The following is a 17,384-nucleotide window of genomic DNA, read 5'->3' as shown; positions in this document are numbered from 1 at the left end:
CCATGGCGACTGCAACCAGCAAGGCCAAGCCCACCGATCGCATCAAGATGCGCATCCGCAAAGGCGACACCGTTCAGGTGATCGCCGGCAAGGACAAGGGCAAAACCGGAGAGGTGCTGCGCACCCTGCCGAATGAGAACCGGGTGATCGTCGAAGGCATCAACCTGCGCACCCGACACGAGAAGCCCACCCAGGAGGGCGAGACCGGTCGCATCGTGACCGAGGAGGCATCTCTGCATGCCTCCAACGTGATGCTCTATTCCACCGACAAGAAGGTGGCCAGCCGCGTGGAGATCGTCGTCGAAAAGGACGGCAGCAAGAAACGACGGCTGAAGAAAACCGGTGAAGTCATCGACTGAACCCGACTTCTGACCACGACCAGAAGCACCCCACACCCCCCATGTCACTCAAAAAGCGCTACCGGGAGACCATTCAGCCCAAGCTGAAGAAGGATCTCTCCCTCACGAACATCCACGAAGTCCCCAAGGTGATCAAAGTCACCGTCAACCGGGGACTCGGCGAAGCCGCCCAGAACGCCAAGTCCCTTGAGGCCTCGGTGAATGAGCTGGCGCAGATCACCGGCCAGAAGGTCGTGGTCACACGGGCCAAGAAGGCCATCGCCGGCTTCAAGATCCGCCAGGGCATGCCGATCGGCTGTGCCGTCACCCTGCGTGGTGACCGGATGTATGCCTTTCTGGAGCGCCTGATCAACCTGGCTCTGCCCAGGATCCGTGACTTCCGGGGTGTGAGTCCCAAGAGCTTCGACGGCCGGGGGAACTACACCCTGGGCGTCCGTGAGCAGATCATCTTCCCTGAGATTTCCTTCGACAAGATCGATGCCATCAGGGGCATGGACATCACCATCGTGACCACTGCCCGTTCAGACGAAGAGGGCCGGGCCCTCCTCCGCGAGATGGGAATGCCGTTCCGCAGCAACTGAGCCCTCCCCGTCGACACCTATGGCCAACCACGACCCCATTTCCGACATGCTCACCCGCATTCGCAATGCGAGTGAGAAGCGTCACGAGACCACCAAGATCCCCGCTTCGCGGATGACCCGCAGCATCGCCAAGGTGCTGCAGCAGGAAGGCTTCATCTCCGAGATCAGCGAACAGGGTGAAGGGGTGCGCACCGAACTAGTGCTCGCCCTGAAGTACAGCGGCAAGCATCGTCTTCCCACGATTCGCTCGATGCAGCGGGTGAGCAAACCAGGCCTGCGCATCTACAAGAACACCCGCGGACTGCCCAAGGTCCTGGGCGGCCTCGGCGTGGCGATCATCTCCACCTCCAAAGGTGTGATGAGTGATCGCGATGCCCGACGCGAGGGCGTCGGTGGCGAAGTGCTCTGTTACGTCTACTGATCTGGAGCTGAACCATGTCACGAATCGGCAAAAACCCCGTTCCACTTCCCGACAAGGTGACCGTTTCCCTTGACGGCCTGACCGTCACTGTGAAAGGACCCAAGGGAGAACTGCAGCGCACCCTGCCTGATGGCGTCAGTGTCAGCCAGGTCGACAGCACCATTGTGGTGTCTCCCACCAGTGAAAAGCGTCAATCTCGCGAACGTCACGGACTCTGCCGTGCCCTCGTCGCCAACATGGTCGAAGGGGTCAGCAACGGTTACAGCAAGAGTCTGGAAATCGTCGGTGTGGGCTCCCGAGCCCAGGTCAAGGGCAAGACCCTTGTCGTCAGTGCCGGCTACAGCCACCCGGTCGAGATGGAGCCGCCCGACGGCATCACCTTCAAGGTGGAAAACAACACCAAGGTGATCGTCTCCGGCATCGACAAGGAGCTGGTGGGCAACGAAGCCGCCAAAGTCCGCGCCATTCGTCCCCCAGAGCCCTACAAGGGCAAGGGCATCCGCTACGAAGGCGAGTGGATCCTGCGCAAGGCGGGCAAGTCCGGCAAGAAATAAGCCTTGTCCTGACGTTCCTCCCCTTCCTTCCCCATGTCCACCACCTCCCGCAAACAGCAGACCCAGAAACGCCACAGGCGTCTGCGTCGTCATCTCAGTGGCACGGCCAATCGCCCTCGGCTGGCCGTGTTCCGCTCCAACAATCACATCTACGCCCAGGTCATCAACGACGAAGCGCAGAGCACCCTCTGCTCCGCGTCCACCGTTGACAAGGAGCTGCGTGCCGGCCTCAAGGCCAGTGGCGGCAGCTGTGACGCCTCTGTCGCCGTCGGCGAGCTCGTGGCCAAACGAGCCATCGCGAAGGGCATCCAGCAGGTGGTCTTCGACCGTGGCGGCAACCTGTACCACGGCCGGATCAAGGCCCTTGCCGACGCCGCCCGGGAAGCGGGCCTTCAGTTCTGATTCCTGCTCTACCCATGACCGATTCCTCCCCCCAATCCAATCCAAACGCCGTTCCCGGCGCAGCTGATGTTCCTGCAGCGGCTGAAGGCCAGCAGCAGGAACAGCGCCGTGGTGGCCGCGGTGAGCGTGGCGAACGCCGCGGTCGTCGCGGTGATCGTCGCAATCAGGAGCGCGACTCCGAATGGCAGGAGCGCGTGGTGCAGATCCGCCGTGTCTCCAAGACCGTGAAAGGCGGCAAGAAGATGAGCTTCCGGGCCATCGTCGTCGTCGGCAACGAGAAAGGCCAGGTCGGCGTCGGCGTCGGCAAGGCCGGTGATGTGATCGGCGCCGTCCGCAAGGGTGTCGCCGATGGCAAGAAGCATCTCGTGAAGGTGCCCCTCACCCGTCACAGTTCGATCCCGACCCTGTCCAACGGTCGCGACGGCGCCGCCAGTGTGCTGATCCGCCCCGCTGCCCCAGGTACCGGTGTGATCGCAGGCGGTTCGATCCGCACGGTGCTGGAACTTGCCGGCATCAAGAATGTCCTGGCCAAGCGCCTGGGCAGCAAGACCCCCCTCAACAACGCCCGGGCTGCCATGGTGGCCCTGTCGCTTCTCCGCACCCACAAGGAGACGGCCAAGGAACGGGGAATCTCCCTCGAGCAGATCTACTCCTGATTCGCGATGACTCTCCGACTCGACTCCCTCAAAGCCAACAAAGGCGCCCGACGCCGCAAACTGCGCAAGGGTCGCGGCATCGCCGCTGGTCAGGGCGCCAGCTGCGGTTTCGGCATGCGTGGCCAGAAATCCCGTTCCGGCCGTCCCACCCGCCCTGGTTTCGAGGGTGGTCAGATGCCTCTCTACCGCCGCGTCCCGAAGCTCAAGCACTTCCCGCTGGTGAATCCGAAGCATTTCACCGTGCTGAATGTGTCGGCCCTCAACGACCTCAAGGACGGCAGCACCGTCAACCTTGACTCACTCGTCAAGGACGGGATCGTCACCAGCCCCAAGCATCCCCTGAAGCTGCTGGGCAACGGTGATCTCAAGGCCAAAAAGCTGAACGTGCAAGCCGCTGCCTTCACGGCCTCCGCCCGCACCAAGATCGAAGCCGCCGGCGGCACCTGCGAAACCCTGGCTTGATCTGGGGGTTCCCCCCCTTCAGCCCTAGGGTCTGAGCCGTCCGACGGATCCTGATCCGCGGACGGCTTCGCTGCTTCAGCCCAACACACCTTTTCCGGACATGCTCGTCAGTCGGGGACGCAACCCCAACGCCGCCGAAGTGATCAGCCAGTTGGTCACCAACCCGGGGCTGCGCAACCGGGTGCTCACCACCCTCGGACTGCTGCTGCTCGTCAGGCTTGGGATCTACATCCCGATTCCGGGCATCGACAGGGACGCCTTCCGCAGTTTCATCGACCAGGGCGGCCAGCTGATCGGCTTCCTGGACATCTTCACGGGCGGGGGCATCTCAACCCTTGGCGTGTTCGCCCTCGGCATCCTGCCGTTCATCAACGCCTCGATCATCCTGCAGCTGCTGACGGCAGCCTTGCCGCAGCTGGAAGACCTCCAGAAGAACGAAGGCGAGGCAGGACGACGCAAGATCGCCCAGATCACCCGCTACGTCGCTCTCGGCTGGGGCCTGATTCAAAGCGTGGTGTTCGCCATGATCCTTCGGCAGTACGCCCTGGAGGGACTGAGCGAGGTCGTCTTCGTCGTTCAGACAGCCCTGTGCCTTGTCACCGGCTCCATGGTGGTGATGTGGCTGAGCGAAGTGATCACCGAGCGCGGCATCGGTCAGGGAGCCTCACTGGTCATCTTCCTCAACATCGTGTCCACCCTGCCCACGGCTCTGGGGTCCACGATCGAGAAAGCCCAGACCGGTGACCGCGGCGATGTGCTCGGCATCATCGTGCTCGTGCTCGTTTTTCTGGCCACGATCGTGGGAATCATCTTCGTTCAGGAAGGAGCCCGGCGGATCCCGATCGTCAGCGCCAAGCGTCAGGTGGGTGGGGCCGGAGTTCTGCCCACCCGACAGAGTTATCTGCCCCTGAAGCTCAATGCCGGCGGCGTGATGCCGATCATTTTCGCTTCGGCGCTGATCTTCCTGCCCGTCACGGTCGCCAACCTCACCAGCAACGAGTGGCTGATCCGAGCCGCCAGCGCTCTGAACCCAGGCGCATCCAACCCGTGGCCGTACGCCCTGGCCTTCTTTGCGTTGATCCTGGGTTTCTCCTACTTCTATGCCTCACTGACCGTGAATCCGACCGACATCGCCTCGAATCTCAAAAAAGGTGGTGTCGCCATTCCAGGGGTGCGTCCCGGCAGTGCCACCGCCACCTATCTTTCCGGTGTTCAGAACCGGCTCACTCTGCTGGGCGGTCTGTTCCTCGGTGCCGTCGCGATCATTCCCGCAGCCGTGGAACGCGCCACCAACGTGCAGACCTTCCAGGGCCTGGGTGCCACCTCACTGCTGATCCTCGTGGGCGTGGCGATCGACACGGCCAAGCAGGTGCAGACCTATGTGATCTCCCAGCGCTACGAGGGTCTGGTGCGCCAGTGATGCCTGGCGCACCACCGATCATTCCCGCCAAACACCAACGTCCACACCACGATCCACGATGAAAACCCGCCTCCTCTTTCTCGGTCCCCCCGGCGCCGGCAAGGGCACCCAGGCCGGCCGACTGTGCGAATCCCACGCCATGAAGCACCTCTCCACTGGCGACCTGCTGCGCGGAGAGGTGGCAGCCGGAACCGAGCTCGGCAAGGAGGCCGAAGCCGTCATGAACAGAGGCGAGCTGGTGAGTGATGAGCTTGTCCTGGCGATCGTGGAAAGTCAGATGAAAGCGCTCGGCGGCGGCGGCTGGCTGCTGGACGGCTTCCCCCGCACCGTCCCTCAGGCCGAAGCGCTGGAACCGCTGCTCCTTGATCTGCAGCAACCGATCGAGGCCGTCGTGCTGCTCGAGCTTGACGACGCCGTTCTGATCGAGCGTCTGCTGACCCGAGGCCGGGCCGACGACAATGAGGCGGTGATCCGCAACCGGCTGGAGGTCTACCGCGAGAAGACCGCTCCCTTGATCAGTTTTTACCGCGACAAGGGTCTGCTGATCCAGGTGCCGGCGCAGGGAAGTGTCGAAGAGATCTCAGATCGGATCGTCAAGAGTCTGAGTTGACCCGCGTGATAGGGTTGCCGTTTGGAAATTTGGAGAGCCACGCCTCATGAAGGTGCGTTCCTCAGTTAAAAAAATTAGCCCTGACGATCAGATCGTCCGGCGCCGGGGTCGCATCTACGTGATCAACAAGAAGCGCCCCCGTAACAAACAGCGCCAGGGCTGACCCTCCAGCTCCGTTCGCAGCAAGCGCTGCTAGGCCAGGAGGCCAGCAGCGCAAGTCTCCACAGCCTCCGGATCGACGGAGGCTTTTGTCCCTCCCCCCCCTCGATTGAAACTTCGTGGCACGGATCGCCGGCGTTGACATTCCCCGCGACAAGCGGATCGAAGTCGCCCTCACCTACATCTATGGAATCGGGCCCACCCGGGCACGGACCATCCTCAGCAAATCCGGAGTCAATCCGGACATCCGGGTCAAGGATCTCGAGGATGGTGATGTGCAGAAACTCAGGGGGGCCACCGAGGCCTACACGATCGAAGGCGATCTGCGCCGCCAGGAAGGCATGGCCCTAAAGCGCCTTCAGGACATCGGCTGCGTCCGCGGCCGTCGCCACCGCATGAGTCTGCCTGTGCGCGGCCAGCGCACCCGCACCAATGCGCGGACCCGCCGGGGCGCCCGCAAGACCGTGGCCGGCAAGAAGAAGTAATCCACCTCCCTCCCACATCGTTATCGGCCCATGGCCAAACCCGCCAAGAAATCCGGTCCCAAGAAGGCCAAGCGCAACGTCCCCAACGGCGTTGCCCACATCCAGAGCACCTTCAACAACACGATCGTCTCGATCACCGACACCGCCGGCGAGGTCATCTCGTGGTCATCGGCCGGGGCGAGCGGTTTCAAAGGTGCCCGCAAAGGCACACCCTTCGCTGCCCAGACCGCTGCCGAGGCTGCAGCCCGTCGGGCCCTCGAACAGGGAATGCGCCAGATCGAAGTTCTGGTGCGCGGCCCAGGATCCGGCCGTGAAACCGCGATCCGGGCCCTTCAGGTCGCCGGACTCGAGATCACGTTGATCCGGGATGTCACCCCTCTGCCCCACAACGGTTGCCGCCGGCCCAAGCGCCGCCGCGTCTGAACCGGCTTCGTTTCAGGTTCCCGTTCCCTACCCCGCCACAGACCGTGCTGCAGTACCAGATCGATCGCATCGAGCATCAGGTTGATGAGGACCGCGCCCAGACCGGCGTGTTTCTCATCGGCCCCCTCGAGCGCGGCCAGGCCACCACTCTTGGCAACGCCCTGCGCCGGGTGCTGATGGGAGGCCTGGAAGGCAGTGCGGTCACCGCCATCCGCATCGCAGGCGTCAATCACGAGTACGCCACCGTTCCGGGCGTTCGCGAGGACGTGCTCGACATCCTGTTGAACTGCAAGCAGCTGTCGATCAACAACCGATCGGGTGAGCTGGAGATCGGCCGTCTTGTGATCGCGGGCCCCGCCGATGTGAAAGCAGGCGATCTGCAGTTCTCCTCCCAGGTTCAGGTGGTGGATGTCAACCGTCCGATCGCGACGGTTGCCGCTGGCCACAGCCTGGAGCTGGAGGTGCATGTGGAGCGAGGCGTCGGCTACCGCCCCGTCGACCGCCACAACGAGGACACCAGCGCCATTGATCTGCTCCAGATCGATGCCGTGTTCATGCCGGTGATCCGGGTGAACTTCAGCATTGATGAGACAGCAGTAGCCGAAGGCGGTTCCGCCCGCGAGCGTCTCAAGATCTCTATCGTCACCGATGGATCCATCACTCCCGACGACGCTCTGGCTCAGTCAGCCAACCAGCTGATCGAGCTGTTCCAGCCCCTGGCCACGGTGACTCTGGTGGAGGAACCCGGTGTCGAACCGGAGCCCTCCGCAGAAGCCCAGATTCCTCTCGAAGAGCTGAACCTCTCCGTCCGGGCCTACAACTGCCTCAAGCGGGCCCAGGTCAATTCCGTCTCCGACCTGATGGGCTTCAGCTACGAGGATCTGCTGGAGATCAAGAACTTCGGTTCCAAGTCCGCCGATGAGGTGATCGAAGCGCTTGAGCGCATCGGCATTTCCATCCCCCAGAGCCGCACGACAGCCTGAAGCTGTCCGGCCTGATCGTTCCCACGACCTGACCACGCCTCCCCCAGAACCATGCGTCACCAATGCCGAGTTCCCCAGCTGGGCCGCCCTGCTGACCAACGCAAGGCGATGCTGAGGGCCCTGACCACCCAGCTCATCCGAGAAGGTCGGGTCACCACCACCAAGGCTCGTGCCAAAGCGCTCCGCGATGAGGCGGAGCGCATGATCACCCTTGCCAAGGACGGCAGCCTTGCCTCCCGCCGGAGGGCCCTCGGCTTCATCTACGACAAGCAGCTCGTGCATGCGCTGTTTGATAAGGCACCCGATCGCTACAGCGACCGTCGCGGCGGTTACACCCGCATCACCCGCACCGTGCGCCGCCGCGGCGACAACGCCGAGATGGCCATCATCGAGCTGGTCTGACTGAATCCTCGTCAGCAGTAACGGATCAGCCGATCCCCCACCGGATCGCTCTCAGCCTGCAGTACGACGGATCGGAATTCTGCGGCTGGCAGCGGCAACGGAATGGCGTCAGCGTCCAGGCCGTTCTGGAGAACGCGATCGAGCAGCTCGATCCACACCGGCCCATTCACTGCTTCGCTGCGGGCCGCACCGATGCCGGAGTGCACGCCGCCGGCCAGGTGGTTCATTTCGACTGCATCGGACCCATTCCGGCACACAAATGGGCTCCTGCGCTCAACGGACGGCTGCCACCCAGCATCCGGGTGCGGGAGTCGGTGGAGCGTCCTGCCGACTGGCACGCCTGCTATGACGCCATCTACCGGCGCTACCGGTACACGATTCACAACGGCCGTCGCCCCAATCTCTTTCTCAGCGCCTGGAGCTGGCACCGCTATCAGCTCCGCCTGGATGAGATCAGCATGCGGACAGCCCTCGAAGGCATGCTCGGGCGGCATGACTTCGGTGCCTTCATGAAAGCAGGCAGCCGTCGTGCCGACGCCATCACAACGGTGCAGGACGTTCTGGTGGAACGTCAGGGGGACATGCTCAGGGTGGAGATCCAGGCCAGTGGGTTCCTCTACGGCATGGTGCGGCTCCTGATGGCACAGCTGGTGGCCGTGGGAGAACACCGGCTGAGCCTCGAGCATTTCGAGCGTCGCTGGCGTGAACGCCGCCGCAGCGACGTGAAGGAAGCGGCACCGGGTCAGGGGCTCTGCCTGCTGCGGGCCGGCTATCAGGACGAGATCTTCAGCAGGGCTGGTTGGTATGATTCGCAACCGTGGTTTTTTCTGGCGGACTGTGATCCCCCTCCGGATCCTCTTCCCCCGCCGAAGAACAGCGCTCCAGAATCTCTGACCACCCCATCGTCATGATTGGGGCTCCGTCGGAGCGTAAGCTCACTGTTTGAGCTTTTGTCGCGCCCGATTCCGGGCCGACTCTGCTGTCCAGCTCCGTTCCAGCAGCGGAGAACCTCCGAACCGGCATGCCGGCGTGATGAACAAGACCTCCCTTCCCCCGATTGATTCGATCGACCGCCAGTGGTACGTGGTGGACGCTGAGAATCAGACCCTCGGTCGCCTCGCCACAGAGGTGGCCGCCGTGCTCCGCGGCAAGAACAATCCCAGCTTCACGCCTCACCTGGACACCGGTGATTTCGTGATCGTTGTGAACGCCGAGAAAATTCAGGTGAGCGGCCGGAAGCCGCAGCAGAAGCTGTACCGCCGCCACTCGGGACGTCCGGGCGGCATGAAGGTGGAAACCTTCCAGGCCCTGCAGGAACGCATCCCTGAGCGCATCGTCGAGAAGGCCATCAAAGGAATGCTTCCTCACAATGCTCTCGGTCGGCAGATGTTCCGCAAGCTGAAGGTCTACAAAGGCAGTGACCACCCGCACGCCGCCCAGCAGCCCCAGCCCCTCCAGCTCAACCCCTCCGCTTCCGCCAAATGAGCAGCAACACCGTCGTCTACTGGGGCACAGGCCGCCGCAAAACTTCCGTCGCGCGGGTGCGCCTGGTCCCCGGCAACGGCACGATCACCATCAACGGCCGTCCTGGTGACAATTACCTGAACTACAACCCCGCCTACATCTCCGCGGTGAAGGCCCCTCTTGAAACACTGGGGCTGAGCAGCGAGTACGACGTTCTGGTGAACGTCCGCGGCGGTGGTCTCACCGGCCAGGCCGGTGCCATCAAGCAGGGGGCCGCCCGTGCCCTTTGCGAACTCTCGGCCGACAACCGCAAGCCGCTGAAGACCGAGGGTCACCTGAGCCGCGACCCGCGCGCCAAGGAACGCCGCAAGTACGGTCTGAAGAAAGCCCGTAAGGCACCCCAGTTCTCCAAACGCTGATCATTCCAGCTCCTGCCAGCTCCCGACCCATGCCCAAGCCCGACATTCATCCCACCTGGTATCCCGATGCCAAGGTGATCTGCAACGGAGAGGTGGTGATGACCACCGGCTCCACCCAGCCGGAGATCCACGTTGATGTGTGGAGCGGCAATCACCCCTTCTTCACCGGAACCCAGAAGATTCTCGACACCGAAGGCCGGGTGGACCGTTTCATGCGCAAGTACGGCATGGGCAGCAAGAAGGCTGGGGACGACAAGGCGGCCCAGGCGGAAGCCAGCTCCTGAGGCTGAGCGCGGGGCATGGACGCCTCGACCCTGATCACCAGGCTGGAAACAGCCACGGCCAGCTTTCAGAGCCTCGAGCGCCAGCTGGCCGACCCGGATGTCGCTGCTGATCCGAAGCGGCTCGAGACGATCGCGCGGGAGCGGTCCCGGCTCGAGCCACTCGTGCTCGATTTCGAGGCTTTGAAGCAGCTGGAGAAAGAGCAGGACGATGCCCGTCAGCTGCTCAGGGAGAGCCGTGGGGATGCGGCCATGGAGTCCCTGGCTCAGGAGGAGCTCGACGCCCTGGCCGAGCATCGCGTAACCCTGCTCGAGCGCCTGACACTGGCCCTGTTACCTCGGGATCCTCGGGATGAGCGCAGCGTGATGCTGGAGATCCGCGCCGGAGCCGGTGGCGATGAAGCCTGTCTCTGGGCCGGGGATCTGGCCCGGATGTATGAGCGCTACGGCCAGAAGCTCGGCTGGGCCGTGCAGGCGGTGAGTTCAACAGAAGCCGATCTTGGAGGCTTCCGGGAACTGATCCTCTCGGTGAAGGGGGACAGCGTTTACAGCCAGCTGAAATTTGAAGCCGGCGTTCATCGGGTGCAGCGGGTGCCCGCCACCGAATCCCAGGGCCGTGTGCACACCTCCACCGCCACGGTGGCGGTGATGCCGGAGGCAGATGCCGTCGAAGTGCAGCTCGACCCGAAGGATCTGGAGATCAGCACCGCCCGATCCGGTGGTGCTGGCGGACAGAACGTGAACAAGGTGGAGACCGCTGTGGACCTTCTGCACAAGCCCTCGGGCATTCGGGTCTTCTGCACCCAGGAACGCTCCCAGCTGCAGAACCGCGAACGCGCTCTTGACATCCTGCGCGCCAAATTGCTCGAACGGGAACTGGAGGCAGCGGCCGCGAAGGAGAGCAGCGACCGACGGGCCCAGGTGGGCAGCGGCGATCGAAGCGAGAAGATCCGCACGTACAACTACAAGGACAACCGCACCACCGATCACCGTCTGGGCCGTAATTTCTCCCTCGAGCCGGTGCTCGAAGGACAGCTGGAGGATCTGATCGGGGCCTGCATCGCCGAGGAGCAGCGTCAGAAGCTCGAAGCGCTCAGCGATCAGGACGACACCTGAGTGCCAGGACGCTCAAGCGCCGATCACGTACTTGGCCCATTCACTGTGATGTCCGGAGTGGATCTGCCGGCTGGCTTCGAAGCTGAGGCTGCTGAGCGGCCGACGCGGGACCCGCGACAGAGGCATGTCAGCTTCCTTCGGCGTGCGGTTTCCCTTGCGGACATTGCAGCTGAGACATGCCGTGGTGACGTTCTCCCAGGTATCCCCGCCACCACGGCTGCGGGGCACAACATGGTCGATCGACAGCTGTTCACCGCGGGCTCCGCAGTACTGACAGGCGTGACCATCACGGTGAAACACGTTCCGACGTGTTAGGGGCAATTGCCGAAACGGCACTCGCACGTACTGACGGAGTCGGATCACGGTGGGCAGATGGGTGCCCTGACGGATCTGGCGGGTGACGTCCTGCTCGAGGCTCTCGGCCTTGCCTTTGAGCATCATCACCATGGCCCGACGCCAGGTTGTGATGTTCAGCGGCTCGTAGGACGCGTTCAGAACGAGAACCTGGCCCATGCCAGCTCCCAGATTAATCGCCATGCTAACGATCCCACCAAGGCCCCTTCGGTAACCCTGAGCACGCAAACCATGCCGGAGCCGAGCCCCCGACAGCGCGCCTGGGTGGAGGTGTCACCCTCCGCCATCGAGGCCAATGCGAAGGCCTTGCTCGCTCATCTGACCGGCGGGGCCTCGCTGATGGCGGTGGTGAAAGCGGACGGGTACGGTCACGGGGCCGAAACCGTGGCGCGGGCTGCCCTGCGCGGCGGAGCGACGAGCCTCGGCGTCGCCACCCTGGAGGAGGGGATCACCCTGCGACGGGCGGGCATCGATGCCCCGGTGCTGCTGCTGGGCAATCTCATCGAGGCGGAAGATCTGCGCTGCTGCCTGCACTGGCAACTGATGCCGACACTGAGCAGCCTGCAGGAGGCGCGTCTCTGTGCAGCCTTGGCTGACGGCAGCGGCCGCCGCTTCCAGGTGCAGCTGAAACTGGACACGGGTATGACCCGTCTCGGCTGCGACTGGAGGGAGGGCCCCGCCATCGCCGATGCCATCCAGAGCCTGCCTGAACTGGAGCTCTGCGGCCTCTACAGCCACCTGGCCTGCGCTGATGAGCGCGACGAGACCGTCACCTCCCTGCAGCAGAGCCGCTTTCAGGACGTTCTCGATCAGCTGCCGGATCACGGCCGTTTCCTCTGCCGCCACCTGGCCAATTCCGCCGGCACCATGCGGGATCCGACCCTGCACCATGACCTTGTGCGGGTGGGTCTCGCCCTCTACGGCCATGCGCCCGCCGAGCATCTCGATCACCTGCTGCCCCTGCAGCCCGCCCTCAGCGTGCGGGCCCGCGTCACGCTGATCCGCCAGGTTCCTGCCGGCGTGGGTGTCAGCTACGGGCAACGGTTCGTGAGCGATCGCCCCTGCCGTCTGGCGGTGGTGAGCATCGGCTACGCCGACGGCGTGGTGCGATCCCTGAGCGGCAGGATCCACGCCCTGCACCGCGGCCGAGTGCTGCCGCAGGTGGGGGCGATCACGATGGACCAGCTGATGCTGGATGCCACATCGGTTCCGGATCTGGAACGCGGTTGCATCGTCACCCTGCTCGGTTGCGACGGACATGCCGAGATCAGTCCGCGCCACTGGAGTGAACGCTGCGACTCGATTCCCTGGGAGATCCTCTGCGGCTTTAAGCAGCGGCTGCCGCGTCTGGAGGTGTGAAACCGAAGCAGTCGGTTGGCTTTGGGCAGCCTGTTGGTAGTCTGTTGTTGCCACTGGAGAGGTGGCTGAGTGGTTGAAAGCGGCTCCCTGCTAAGGAGTTACAGGAGGCAACTCCTGTCGAGGGTTCGAATCCCTCCCTCTCCGTTTCCGGCCCTGCGCCGACGATTCAGTTCTCCTCTGGAGAGCTGAATCCGTTCAGAGCCTTCGCCAGCTCAGGAAGCAAGCGCTCATCCCTGGCGCGATCGGGGCCGGTGCTGAACACCACCAGCAGCGTCGGGGGCTGATCCGGAAGCTGCCACCAGGCTGCGTCATGGCGGGCCTGGCTCATCCAGCCGGCCTTGCTCCACAGCCGCGTGCCCAACGGCAGACCCTCGCCCAGGAAACCGTCCACCTGGTTCTCCGGATCCGCGCGGCGCAGGTCCCGGTCCAGAGAACGATCGAGCAGGTCTCGCAACCGTCGGCAGGCCGGCGGGGAGACCACTCCACCGGTCATGACCGCCTCCAGCATGCGGGCCGTGGCAGCGGTTGTCAGCGCATTGCGATTGCTGTTGTCAGCACCGTAAAACTGCTTCTCACGGCCGTAGGGGCCATCTCCCCAGGTCTTCTGGCAGCAGTTCACCTGCTCGAGTTCGGGCCACGCGAGTTCGGCGAGCCAGTCATTCACTAGCCTGCGCTGACGCTGCCACTGCTGCCAGCGATCCCCTTGAAGTTCAGGACCGCTGGTCGTGCCCGTGAGAAGGTCCAGCACAAGACCGGTGGCGTCGTTGCTGGAGTCGGCGATCATGTCGCGGAGGGCCCGTCGCAGCTCCTCGGCTTCGGGGATCAGATCCCGCTGCAGCCAGCGCTCGGCGGCGACCGCATAGAACAGTTTCACCACGCTGGCCGGATATATAGGCCGCTCCTCGCTCCAGCCAGCACCGACTCCGGCACCGGCCTGCGGTGAGTCGTCGTCGTACCGGATCCAGGTGATGGCCAGACTGTTCCGCAGCCCCGGCCGGCCATCCGCCGCCAGGTCGTCCAACACGCTCTCCAGCCTGGAGGTCATCGCGGTGTCGGGACGGTAGAACGCCATGGCAACGGCATCGGGCCATGGCGACCCTAAGCACCCTGCTGGCACCGGAGCTCGCGCTCACAGGAAGCTGCTGGAGGCTGCGGACCAACGCGAACGGCTACAAACGGGCCGTGGGCAAGGCCCTCGTGACCCAGGCCTCGAACGGGCGCAGCTTCCGGATCCTGGAAAGGCGTGGATCGCGTCTGTGGATTCAGTTGCTTGAGGACGGCTACCGCTGCTGGTTTGAACTGGAAGCCGTGCTCGGCCGGGCCGAACAGCGGAGCACCTGGCGGCCGGCCCTGCTGCCGGAGGTTCAGATCGCCTCTCGACTACCAGCGGTGCTGGCCTGGACGGAACGGGCTGAACTGCAGGCCAACAGGTATCTCTGGGGCGGCACAACGGAGCCGGACATGGACTGCTCCGGGCTGATGCAGATGGCCTTTGCCAGCCAGGGCATCTGGATTCCGAGGGACGCCTACCAACAGGAACGGCACTGCCAGCCGGTGGCGGTGGCGCCGGATGCGGTGGGCCTGCTGAGACCGGGAGATCTGATCTTCTTCGGATCCTCGCGGCGCTGCACCCATGTCGGCCTGCACCTCGGCGGTGGCCGCTACCGCCACAGCTCGGGACAGGACCATGGCCGCAACGGCATCGGCGTGGACAGCCTGTTCAGCGCCGACCGGCACCCGGTGGCCTGCCACTACCGCGCGCAACTTCGCGGGGCCGGGCGGGTCGTGCGCTGCCACGACGGCCATCATCTGGCCTGAAGCGCGACCTCAGCGGTCCGGCTTGAACCGATCGGAGATCTGAGACAGGTACACCTCCGGGCCGCTCATGCCGTTCTGCCCGGGAATGGGCAGCTCCGGCAACTCGAGATTCGCCGGTCGCCCCTCCAGGGCAGCCTTCAGCGACTCGATCATCATGGCGTTGCCGGAATCCTTGATCGCCTCCAGGGCCTGCTGCAGACGCTGTTCACGGCTGTCTGAGCTGACAGCGCCCACCGCAGCCGGGGTCTGCCCGGAAGCGCGGACGGAATCCAGCTGGCAAACGAGGTTCTCCCAGAGCAGGGCCATGGTCGGATCAGAGGAGGTGATGCCTCCATAACCAAGCACGGGACAGCCTTCTGATCAGGCCCGATTAAGTTTCCCGCCATGAACACCGCGGCATCGATGGCCACCTCCATGGATCTTTCGGTGGTGGTGCCTCTGTACAACGAGGAGGAAAGCCTTCCGCATCTGGTGCAGCAGTTGCTGGACGCCCTGCGGCCGAGCGGTGAACGCTTCGAGCTGGTGCTGGTGAACGATGGCTCCAGTGACGGCACAGCCACCGTGCTGCAACGCCTCAGCGCTGAGGTGCCGGAACTGGTGGCGGTGCTGCTGCGCAAGAACTACGGCCAGACTGCTGCCATGGCCGCCGGCTTCGATGCCGCTGTCGGCGAGGTGATCGTGAGCCTGGATGGAGACCTCCAGAACGATCCCGCCGACATCCCGATGCTGCTGGCAACGCTCAGGGAGGGCTACGACCTGGTGAGCGGCTGGCGTCATCAGCGCCAGGACGCCGCCATCCAGCGGAAACTCCCCTCCAGGATCGCCAACCGATTGATCGGCCGGGTCACCGGAGTTCGTTTGCACGACTACGGCTGCTCCCTCAAGGCCTACCGCAGGGAGGTGCTCGCCGACATGCGCCTCTACGGCGAACTGCATCGGTTTCTCCCCGCCCTGGCCTTCATCGAAGGCGCTCGCATCACGGAGGTGAAGGTGAACCACCGGTCCCGGCAGTTCGGTGCCAGCAAATACGGGATCGATCGAACCTTCCGCGTGCTGATGGATCTGCTCACGGTGTGGTTCATGAAGCGGTTCCTCACCCGACCGATGTATGTGTTCGGCTTCGGGGGGCTGATGGCGATCGTCGGCAGCCTGATCGCCAGCACTTATCTGCTCGTCGTGAAGCTGATGGGGCAGGACATCGCCAACAGACCGCTGCTGACCCTGGCAGTGGTGCTCGGCCTGGCGGGGATCCAGCTGTTCTGCTTCGGGCTGCTGGGGGAGCTGCTGATCCGCACTTATCACGAAAGCCAGGGGCGGCCGATCTACCGCATCCGAGCGACGTTGCGGGGCGGTCGCGAAGCCTGAACCGGGCCCGGTTGCGATGCCCCCCGAAGCGGGGCAATGGCGGCGGCCGCCGCTGTCACCACCCGCGAATCGCTGTCGTGCAAGGCCCGGCGAAGCAGCGGCAGCACACTGCGATGACCCCACAGCCCGGCGATGGTGACCGCCTCGAGGCGCTGTTCAGGGCCTTCCGTCATGGCCGCGCGCAGACAGATCAGCAGGAGCCGGCTCTCACGGGCATCCGTCGGCGGCTGCCAGAGCGACACATCCTGATCCGGAGCCTCGGAGGCATCGGCCTCCGGCTCGAGCACCAGAGACAGCTGGGCTCTGTTGAGACGAGCCACCTCTCCAGCGTCAGTGCTGCTCAGCATCGGTTTGACCGGCCGGCGCAGCAGCCACAGGGCTCCGACAAGAACGACAGCCGACACGCTCGCGAGGAAGGTCTGCATCTGGATTGAACTTTTATGTCGCCGTCGAGGGCCTGAAGAGGCCGCCAGATCGGTGATCCCTACAGTAGCGGCGAAGCTTTTGGGCCTGACATGACTGGAGAGTTCGCTGCCGCCTGGCTGCCTGCGATTTTTGTGCCGATCACGGGAATCGTTTTCCCCGCCGTGTTCATTGTCCTCGTCGGTCGCGTCATCACCGCTGCCGAATGACCGCAGGCTGCGGATCTCCACCCACCATCAGCGCACCAACCCCATGACCGTCACCCCCGTCTCTGATCCCTGCGTCGGCAACCTGGCCACGCCGGTGAACAGCGGCTATTTCATCAAGGGCCTGATCAGCAACCTGCCCTTCTACCGCTCCGGCATCTCGCCCAACTTCCGCGGACTGGAAACCGGAGCCGCCTTCGGCTACCTGCTGTACGGCCCCTTCACCATCCTCGGCCCGCTGCGCAACACCGAGTATCAGCAGACCGCAGGCCTGCTGGCGACGATCGGTGCGGTGCACATCCTCACCCTGCTGTTCCTGCTCTACAACCAGCCCGGCAAACAGCCGAACATCCCCCCTGCAGACGCCACCGTCGAAAATCCACCTTCCGATCTGTTCACCCGCACCGGTTGGGCTGATTTCACCAGCGGCTTCTGGCTGGGCGGCTGTGGCGGCGCCGTGTTCGCCTGGTATCTCTGCAGCACCGTCCACGTGCAGGATCTGTTCAAGATCGCTGCCGGCGTCTGGAGTGTGGGCTGATCAGCCCAAGCTCGTCTGAGCACGGTCTCCAGGACCGCTCCTGACCAATCGAAACGCTGACCCCCGGCTGTCCCTTCCCGGAACAGCCAGGGGTTTTTGACTGTCAGGATTCAGGCCAGTCCGA

General features: G+C 64.1%; 28 protein-coding genes and 1 tRNA gene. 25 read left to right on the top strand and 4 right to left on the bottom strand.

Going from position 1 to position 17,384, the window contains the following annotated elements; all coding sequences use genetic code 11:
- Positions 1–2 precede the first annotated feature (2 nt).
- The 19 genes from rplX (at position 3) to prfA (ending at position 11,197) form a co-directional block, all read left to right on the top strand.
- Positions 3–359: a 50S ribosomal protein L24 gene (rplX, locus tag SynA15127_RS02020; protein ID WP_043694894.1), complete on the top strand. Its 357-nt coding sequence runs from the start codon at positions 3–5 to the stop codon at positions 357–359.
- 41 nt (positions 360–400) lie between these two features.
- Positions 401–940 (top strand): 50S ribosomal protein L5, encoded by a 540-nt coding sequence (gene rplE / locus SynA15127_RS02015; protein ID WP_043694891.1) that lies wholly within the window; start codon positions 401–403, stop codon positions 938–940.
- A 19-nt stretch (positions 941–959) separates the two neighbouring features.
- Positions 960–1,361 (top strand): 30S ribosomal protein S8, encoded by a 402-nt coding sequence (gene rpsH, locus SynA15127_RS02010; RefSeq protein ID WP_006850769.1) that lies wholly within the window; start codon positions 960–962, stop codon positions 1,359–1,361.
- Between the two features lie 14 nt (positions 1,362–1,375).
- The gene (gene rplF, locus SynA15127_RS02005) at positions 1,376–1,915 is read left to right on the top strand and encodes a 50S ribosomal protein L6 (RefSeq protein WP_186484808.1); all 540 of its coding nucleotides are present in this window, start codon (positions 1,376–1,378) and stop codon (positions 1,913–1,915) included.
- A 33-nt stretch (positions 1,916–1,948) separates the two neighbouring features.
- Positions 1,949–2,317 (top strand): 50S ribosomal protein L18, encoded by a 369-nt coding sequence (rplR, locus tag SynA15127_RS02000; RefSeq protein WP_186484807.1) that lies wholly within the window; start codon positions 1,949–1,951, stop codon positions 2,315–2,317.
- Positions 2,318–2,331: 14 nt separating this feature from the next.
- Positions 2,332–2,973: a 30S ribosomal protein S5 gene (rpsE, locus tag SynA15127_RS01995; protein WP_043694882.1), complete on the top strand. Its 642-nt coding sequence runs from the start codon at positions 2,332–2,334 to the stop codon at positions 2,971–2,973.
- A 6-nt stretch (positions 2,974–2,979) separates the two neighbouring features.
- Positions 2,980–3,435 carry a 50S ribosomal protein L15 gene (gene rplO, locus SynA15127_RS01990; protein WP_186484806.1) on the top strand — a complete coding sequence of 152 codons (456 nt, stop codon included), beginning with the start codon at positions 2,980–2,982 and terminating at the stop codon, positions 3,433–3,435.
- A gap of 100 nt (positions 3,436–3,535) precedes the next feature.
- On the top strand, positions 3,536–4,855 hold the full coding sequence (gene secY, locus SynA15127_RS01985) for a preprotein translocase subunit SecY (RefSeq protein WP_186484805.1): 1,320 nt from the start codon (positions 3,536–3,538) through the stop codon (positions 4,853–4,855).
- Positions 4,856–4,913: 58 nt separating this feature from the next.
- Entirely contained in the window at positions 4,914–5,465 is a 552-nt protein-coding gene (locus tag SynA15127_RS01980; protein WP_186484804.1) for an adenylate kinase, read from the top strand.
- A gap of 46 nt (positions 5,466–5,511) precedes the next feature.
- The gene (gene rpmJ / locus SynA15127_RS01975; protein WP_011295453.1) at positions 5,512–5,628 is read left to right on the top strand and encodes a 50S ribosomal protein L36; all 117 of its coding nucleotides are present in this window, start codon (positions 5,512–5,514) and stop codon (positions 5,626–5,628) included.
- A 115-nt stretch (positions 5,629–5,743) separates the two neighbouring features.
- Entirely contained in the window at positions 5,744–6,109 is a 366-nt protein-coding gene (gene rpsM / locus SynA15127_RS01970) for a 30S ribosomal protein S13 (RefSeq protein WP_043694869.1), read from the top strand.
- A 30-nt stretch (positions 6,110–6,139) separates the two neighbouring features.
- The gene (gene rpsK, locus SynA15127_RS01965) at positions 6,140–6,532 is read left to right on the top strand and encodes a 30S ribosomal protein S11 (RefSeq protein ID WP_043694866.1); all 393 of its coding nucleotides are present in this window, start codon (positions 6,140–6,142) and stop codon (positions 6,530–6,532) included.
- A 44-nt stretch (positions 6,533–6,576) separates the two neighbouring features.
- On the top strand, positions 6,577–7,515 hold the full coding sequence (locus tag SynA15127_RS01960; RefSeq protein ID WP_186485528.1) for a DNA-directed RNA polymerase subunit alpha: 939 nt from the start codon (positions 6,577–6,579) through the stop codon (positions 7,513–7,515).
- A gap of 51 nt (positions 7,516–7,566) precedes the next feature.
- The gene (gene rplQ / locus SynA15127_RS01955) at positions 7,567–7,917 is read left to right on the top strand and encodes a 50S ribosomal protein L17 (protein ID WP_186484803.1); all 351 of its coding nucleotides are present in this window, start codon (positions 7,567–7,569) and stop codon (positions 7,915–7,917) included.
- Positions 7,914–8,828 carry a tRNA pseudouridine(38-40) synthase TruA gene (gene truA, locus SynA15127_RS01950; protein WP_186485527.1) on the top strand — a complete coding sequence of 305 codons (915 nt, stop codon included), beginning with the start codon at positions 7,914–7,916 and terminating at the stop codon, positions 8,826–8,828. Before rplQ ends, truA begins: the two co-directional genes overlap by 4 nt.
- 121 nt (positions 8,829–8,949) lie before the next feature.
- Positions 8,950–9,402 carry a 50S ribosomal protein L13 gene (gene rplM / locus SynA15127_RS01945; protein ID WP_043697302.1) on the top strand — a complete coding sequence of 151 codons (453 nt, stop codon included), beginning with the start codon at positions 8,950–8,952 and terminating at the stop codon, positions 9,400–9,402.
- The gene (rpsI, locus tag SynA15127_RS01940) at positions 9,399–9,800 is read left to right on the top strand and encodes a 30S ribosomal protein S9 (protein ID WP_186484802.1); all 402 of its coding nucleotides are present in this window, start codon (positions 9,399–9,401) and stop codon (positions 9,798–9,800) included. Before rplM ends, rpsI begins: the two co-directional genes overlap by 4 nt.
- 29 nt (positions 9,801–9,829) lie before the next feature.
- Positions 9,830–10,084 (top strand): 50S ribosomal protein L31, encoded by a 255-nt coding sequence (gene rpmE / locus SynA15127_RS01935; protein WP_186484801.1) that lies wholly within the window; start codon positions 9,830–9,832, stop codon positions 10,082–10,084.
- Between the two features lie 15 nt (positions 10,085–10,099).
- Positions 10,100–11,197, top strand: coding sequence for a peptide chain release factor 1 (prfA, locus tag SynA15127_RS01930; protein WP_186484800.1), 1,098 nt, complete (start codon positions 10,100–10,102; stop codon positions 11,195–11,197).
- Between the two features lie 12 nt (positions 11,198–11,209).
- On the opposite strand, the gene SynA15127_RS01925 is transcribed toward prfA, so the two are convergent.
- Complete coding sequence (locus SynA15127_RS01925; protein WP_186484799.1) at positions 11,210–11,710, bottom strand: HNH endonuclease; 501 nt, start codon at positions 11,708–11,710, stop codon at positions 11,210–11,212.
- A gap of 72 nt (positions 11,711–11,782) precedes the next feature.
- Here SynA15127_RS01925 and alr point away from each other — a divergent pair, with 72 nt between their 5' ends.
- Entirely contained in the window at positions 11,783–12,910 is a 1,128-nt protein-coding gene (alr, locus tag SynA15127_RS01920) for an alanine racemase (protein WP_186484798.1), read from the top strand.
- A 55-nt stretch (positions 12,911–12,965) separates the two neighbouring features.
- A tRNA-Ser gene (locus SynA15127_RS01915) sits at positions 12,966–13,054 on the top strand.
- A 22-nt stretch (positions 13,055–13,076) separates the two neighbouring features.
- On the opposite strand, the gene SynA15127_RS01910 is transcribed toward SynA15127_RS01915, so the two are convergent.
- On the bottom strand, positions 13,077–13,982 hold the full coding sequence (locus tag SynA15127_RS01910; protein ID WP_186484797.1) for a serine hydrolase: 906 nt from the start codon (positions 13,980–13,982) through the stop codon (positions 13,077–13,079).
- A 17-nt stretch (positions 13,983–13,999) separates the two neighbouring features.
- Between SynA15127_RS01910 and SynA15127_RS01905 the strand changes: the two genes are divergently transcribed.
- The gene (locus SynA15127_RS01905) at positions 14,000–14,728 is read left to right on the top strand and encodes a C40 family peptidase (protein WP_186484796.1); all 729 of its coding nucleotides are present in this window, start codon (positions 14,000–14,002) and stop codon (positions 14,726–14,728) included.
- A gap of 9 nt (positions 14,729–14,737) precedes the next feature.
- Here SynA15127_RS01905 and SynA15127_RS01900 read toward each other — a convergent pair whose 3' ends face one another.
- On the bottom strand, positions 14,738–15,034 hold the full coding sequence (locus SynA15127_RS01900; protein WP_186484795.1) for a hypothetical protein: 297 nt from the start codon (positions 15,032–15,034) through the stop codon (positions 14,738–14,740).
- A 96-nt stretch (positions 15,035–15,130) separates the two neighbouring features.
- Here SynA15127_RS01900 and SynA15127_RS01895 point away from each other — a divergent pair, with 96 nt between their 5' ends.
- On the top strand, positions 15,131–16,093 hold the full coding sequence (locus SynA15127_RS01895) for a glycosyltransferase family 2 protein (RefSeq protein ID WP_043697295.1): 963 nt from the start codon (positions 15,131–15,133) through the stop codon (positions 16,091–16,093).
- Here SynA15127_RS01895 and SynA15127_RS01890 read toward each other — a convergent pair.
- Entirely contained in the window at positions 16,051–16,518 is a 468-nt protein-coding gene (locus SynA15127_RS01890) for a HEAT repeat domain-containing protein (RefSeq protein WP_186484794.1), read from the bottom strand. The two genes, SynA15127_RS01895 and SynA15127_RS01890, sit on opposite strands and share 43 nt — an antisense overlap.
- 90 nt (positions 16,519–16,608) lie before the next feature.
- Here SynA15127_RS01890 and SynA15127_RS01885 point away from each other — a divergent pair, with 90 nt between their 5' ends.
- Positions 16,609–16,725: a photosystem I reaction center subunit VIII gene (locus tag SynA15127_RS01885; protein WP_043694829.1), complete on the top strand. Its 117-nt coding sequence runs from the start codon at positions 16,609–16,611 to the stop codon at positions 16,723–16,725.
- Between the two features lie 43 nt (positions 16,726–16,768).
- Entirely contained in the window at positions 16,769–17,260 is a 492-nt protein-coding gene (locus SynA15127_RS01880; protein ID WP_043694826.1) for a photosystem I reaction center protein subunit XI, read from the top strand.
- The last annotated feature ends 124 nt before the right edge of the window (positions 17,261–17,384 follow it).

Source organism: Synechococcus sp. A15-127 (assembly GCF_014280215.1).
Lineage (GTDB): Bacteria > Cyanobacteriota > Cyanobacteriia > PCC-6307 > Cyanobiaceae > Parasynechococcus.
The sequence above is the reverse complement of the archived record's forward strand: the minus strand, read 5'-3'. Positions and strand labels throughout refer to the sequence as shown.

Excerpts from the sequence above, each read along its gene's own strand:
- rpsH (WP_006850769.1), top strand. The coding sequence starts at position 960 with ATGGCCAACCACGACCCCATTTCCGACATGCTCACCCGCATTCGCAAT.
- secY (WP_186484805.1), top strand. The coding sequence starts at position 3,536 with ATGCTCGTCAGTCGGGGACGCAACCCCAACGCCGCCGAAGTGATCAGC.
- rplM (WP_043697302.1), top strand. The coding sequence starts at position 8,950 with ATGAACAAGACCTCCCTTCCCCCGATTGATTCGATCGACCGCCAGTGG.
- rplQ (WP_186484803.1), top strand. The coding sequence starts at position 7,567 with ATGCGTCACCAATGCCGAGTTCCCCAGCTGGGCCGCCCTGCTGACCAA.
- rpsI (WP_186484802.1), top strand. The coding sequence starts at position 9,399 with ATGAGCAGCAACACCGTCGTCTACTGGGGCACAGGCCGCCGCAAAACT.
- rpmE (WP_186484801.1), top strand. The coding sequence starts at position 9,830 with ATGCCCAAGCCCGACATTCATCCCACCTGGTATCCCGATGCCAAGGTG.
- SynA15127_RS01905 (WP_186484796.1), top strand. The coding sequence starts at position 14,000 with ATGGCGACCCTAAGCACCCTGCTGGCACCGGAGCTCGCGCTCACAGGA.
- rplR (WP_186484807.1), top strand. The coding sequence starts at position 1,949 with ATGTCCACCACCTCCCGCAAACAGCAGACCCAGAAACGCCACAGGCGT.
- SynA15127_RS01980 (WP_186484804.1), top strand. The coding sequence starts at position 4,914 with ATGAAAACCCGCCTCCTCTTTCTCGGTCCCCCCGGCGCCGGCAAGGGC.
- SynA15127_RS01910 (WP_186484797.1), bottom strand. The coding sequence starts at position 13,982 with ATGGCGTTCTACCGTCCCGACACCGCGATGACCTCCAGGCTGGAGAGC.
- SynA15127_RS01885 (WP_043694829.1), top strand. The coding sequence starts at position 16,609 with ATGACTGGAGAGTTCGCTGCCGCCTGGCTGCCTGCGATTTTTGTGCCG.
- rplX (WP_043694894.1), top strand. The coding sequence starts at position 3 with ATGGCGACTGCAACCAGCAAGGCCAAGCCCACCGATCGCATCAAGATG.
- SynA15127_RS01895 (WP_043697295.1), top strand. The coding sequence starts at position 15,131 with ATGGCCACCTCCATGGATCTTTCGGTGGTGGTGCCTCTGTACAACGAG.
- rplO (WP_186484806.1), top strand. The coding sequence starts at position 2,980 with ATGACTCTCCGACTCGACTCCCTCAAAGCCAACAAAGGCGCCCGACGC.
- prfA (WP_186484800.1), top strand. The coding sequence starts at position 10,100 with ATGGACGCCTCGACCCTGATCACCAGGCTGGAAACAGCCACGGCCAGC.
- rplE (WP_043694891.1), top strand. The coding sequence starts at position 401 with ATGTCACTCAAAAAGCGCTACCGGGAGACCATTCAGCCCAAGCTGAAG.
- rpsK (WP_043694866.1), top strand. The coding sequence starts at position 6,140 with ATGGCCAAACCCGCCAAGAAATCCGGTCCCAAGAAGGCCAAGCGCAAC.
- alr (WP_186484798.1), top strand. The coding sequence starts at position 11,783 with ATGCCGGAGCCGAGCCCCCGACAGCGCGCCTGGGTGGAGGTGTCACCC.
- rplF (WP_186484808.1), top strand. The coding sequence starts at position 1,376 with ATGTCACGAATCGGCAAAAACCCCGTTCCACTTCCCGACAAGGTGACC.
- SynA15127_RS01880 (WP_043694826.1), top strand. The coding sequence starts at position 16,769 with ATGACCGTCACCCCCGTCTCTGATCCCTGCGTCGGCAACCTGGCCACG.
- rpmJ (WP_011295453.1), top strand. The coding sequence starts at position 5,512 with ATGAAGGTGCGTTCCTCAGTTAAAAAAATTAGCCCTGACGATCAGATC.
- SynA15127_RS01925 (WP_186484799.1), bottom strand. The coding sequence starts at position 11,710 with ATGGGCCAGGTTCTCGTTCTGAACGCGTCCTACGAGCCGCTGAACATC.
- SynA15127_RS01890 (WP_186484794.1), bottom strand. The coding sequence starts at position 16,518 with ATGCAGACCTTCCTCGCGAGCGTGTCGGCTGTCGTTCTTGTCGGAGCC.
- rpsE (WP_043694882.1), top strand. The coding sequence starts at position 2,332 with ATGACCGATTCCTCCCCCCAATCCAATCCAAACGCCGTTCCCGGCGCA.
- SynA15127_RS01900 (WP_186484795.1), bottom strand. The coding sequence starts at position 15,034 with ATGGCCCTGCTCTGGGAGAACCTCGTTTGCCAGCTGGATTCCGTCCGC.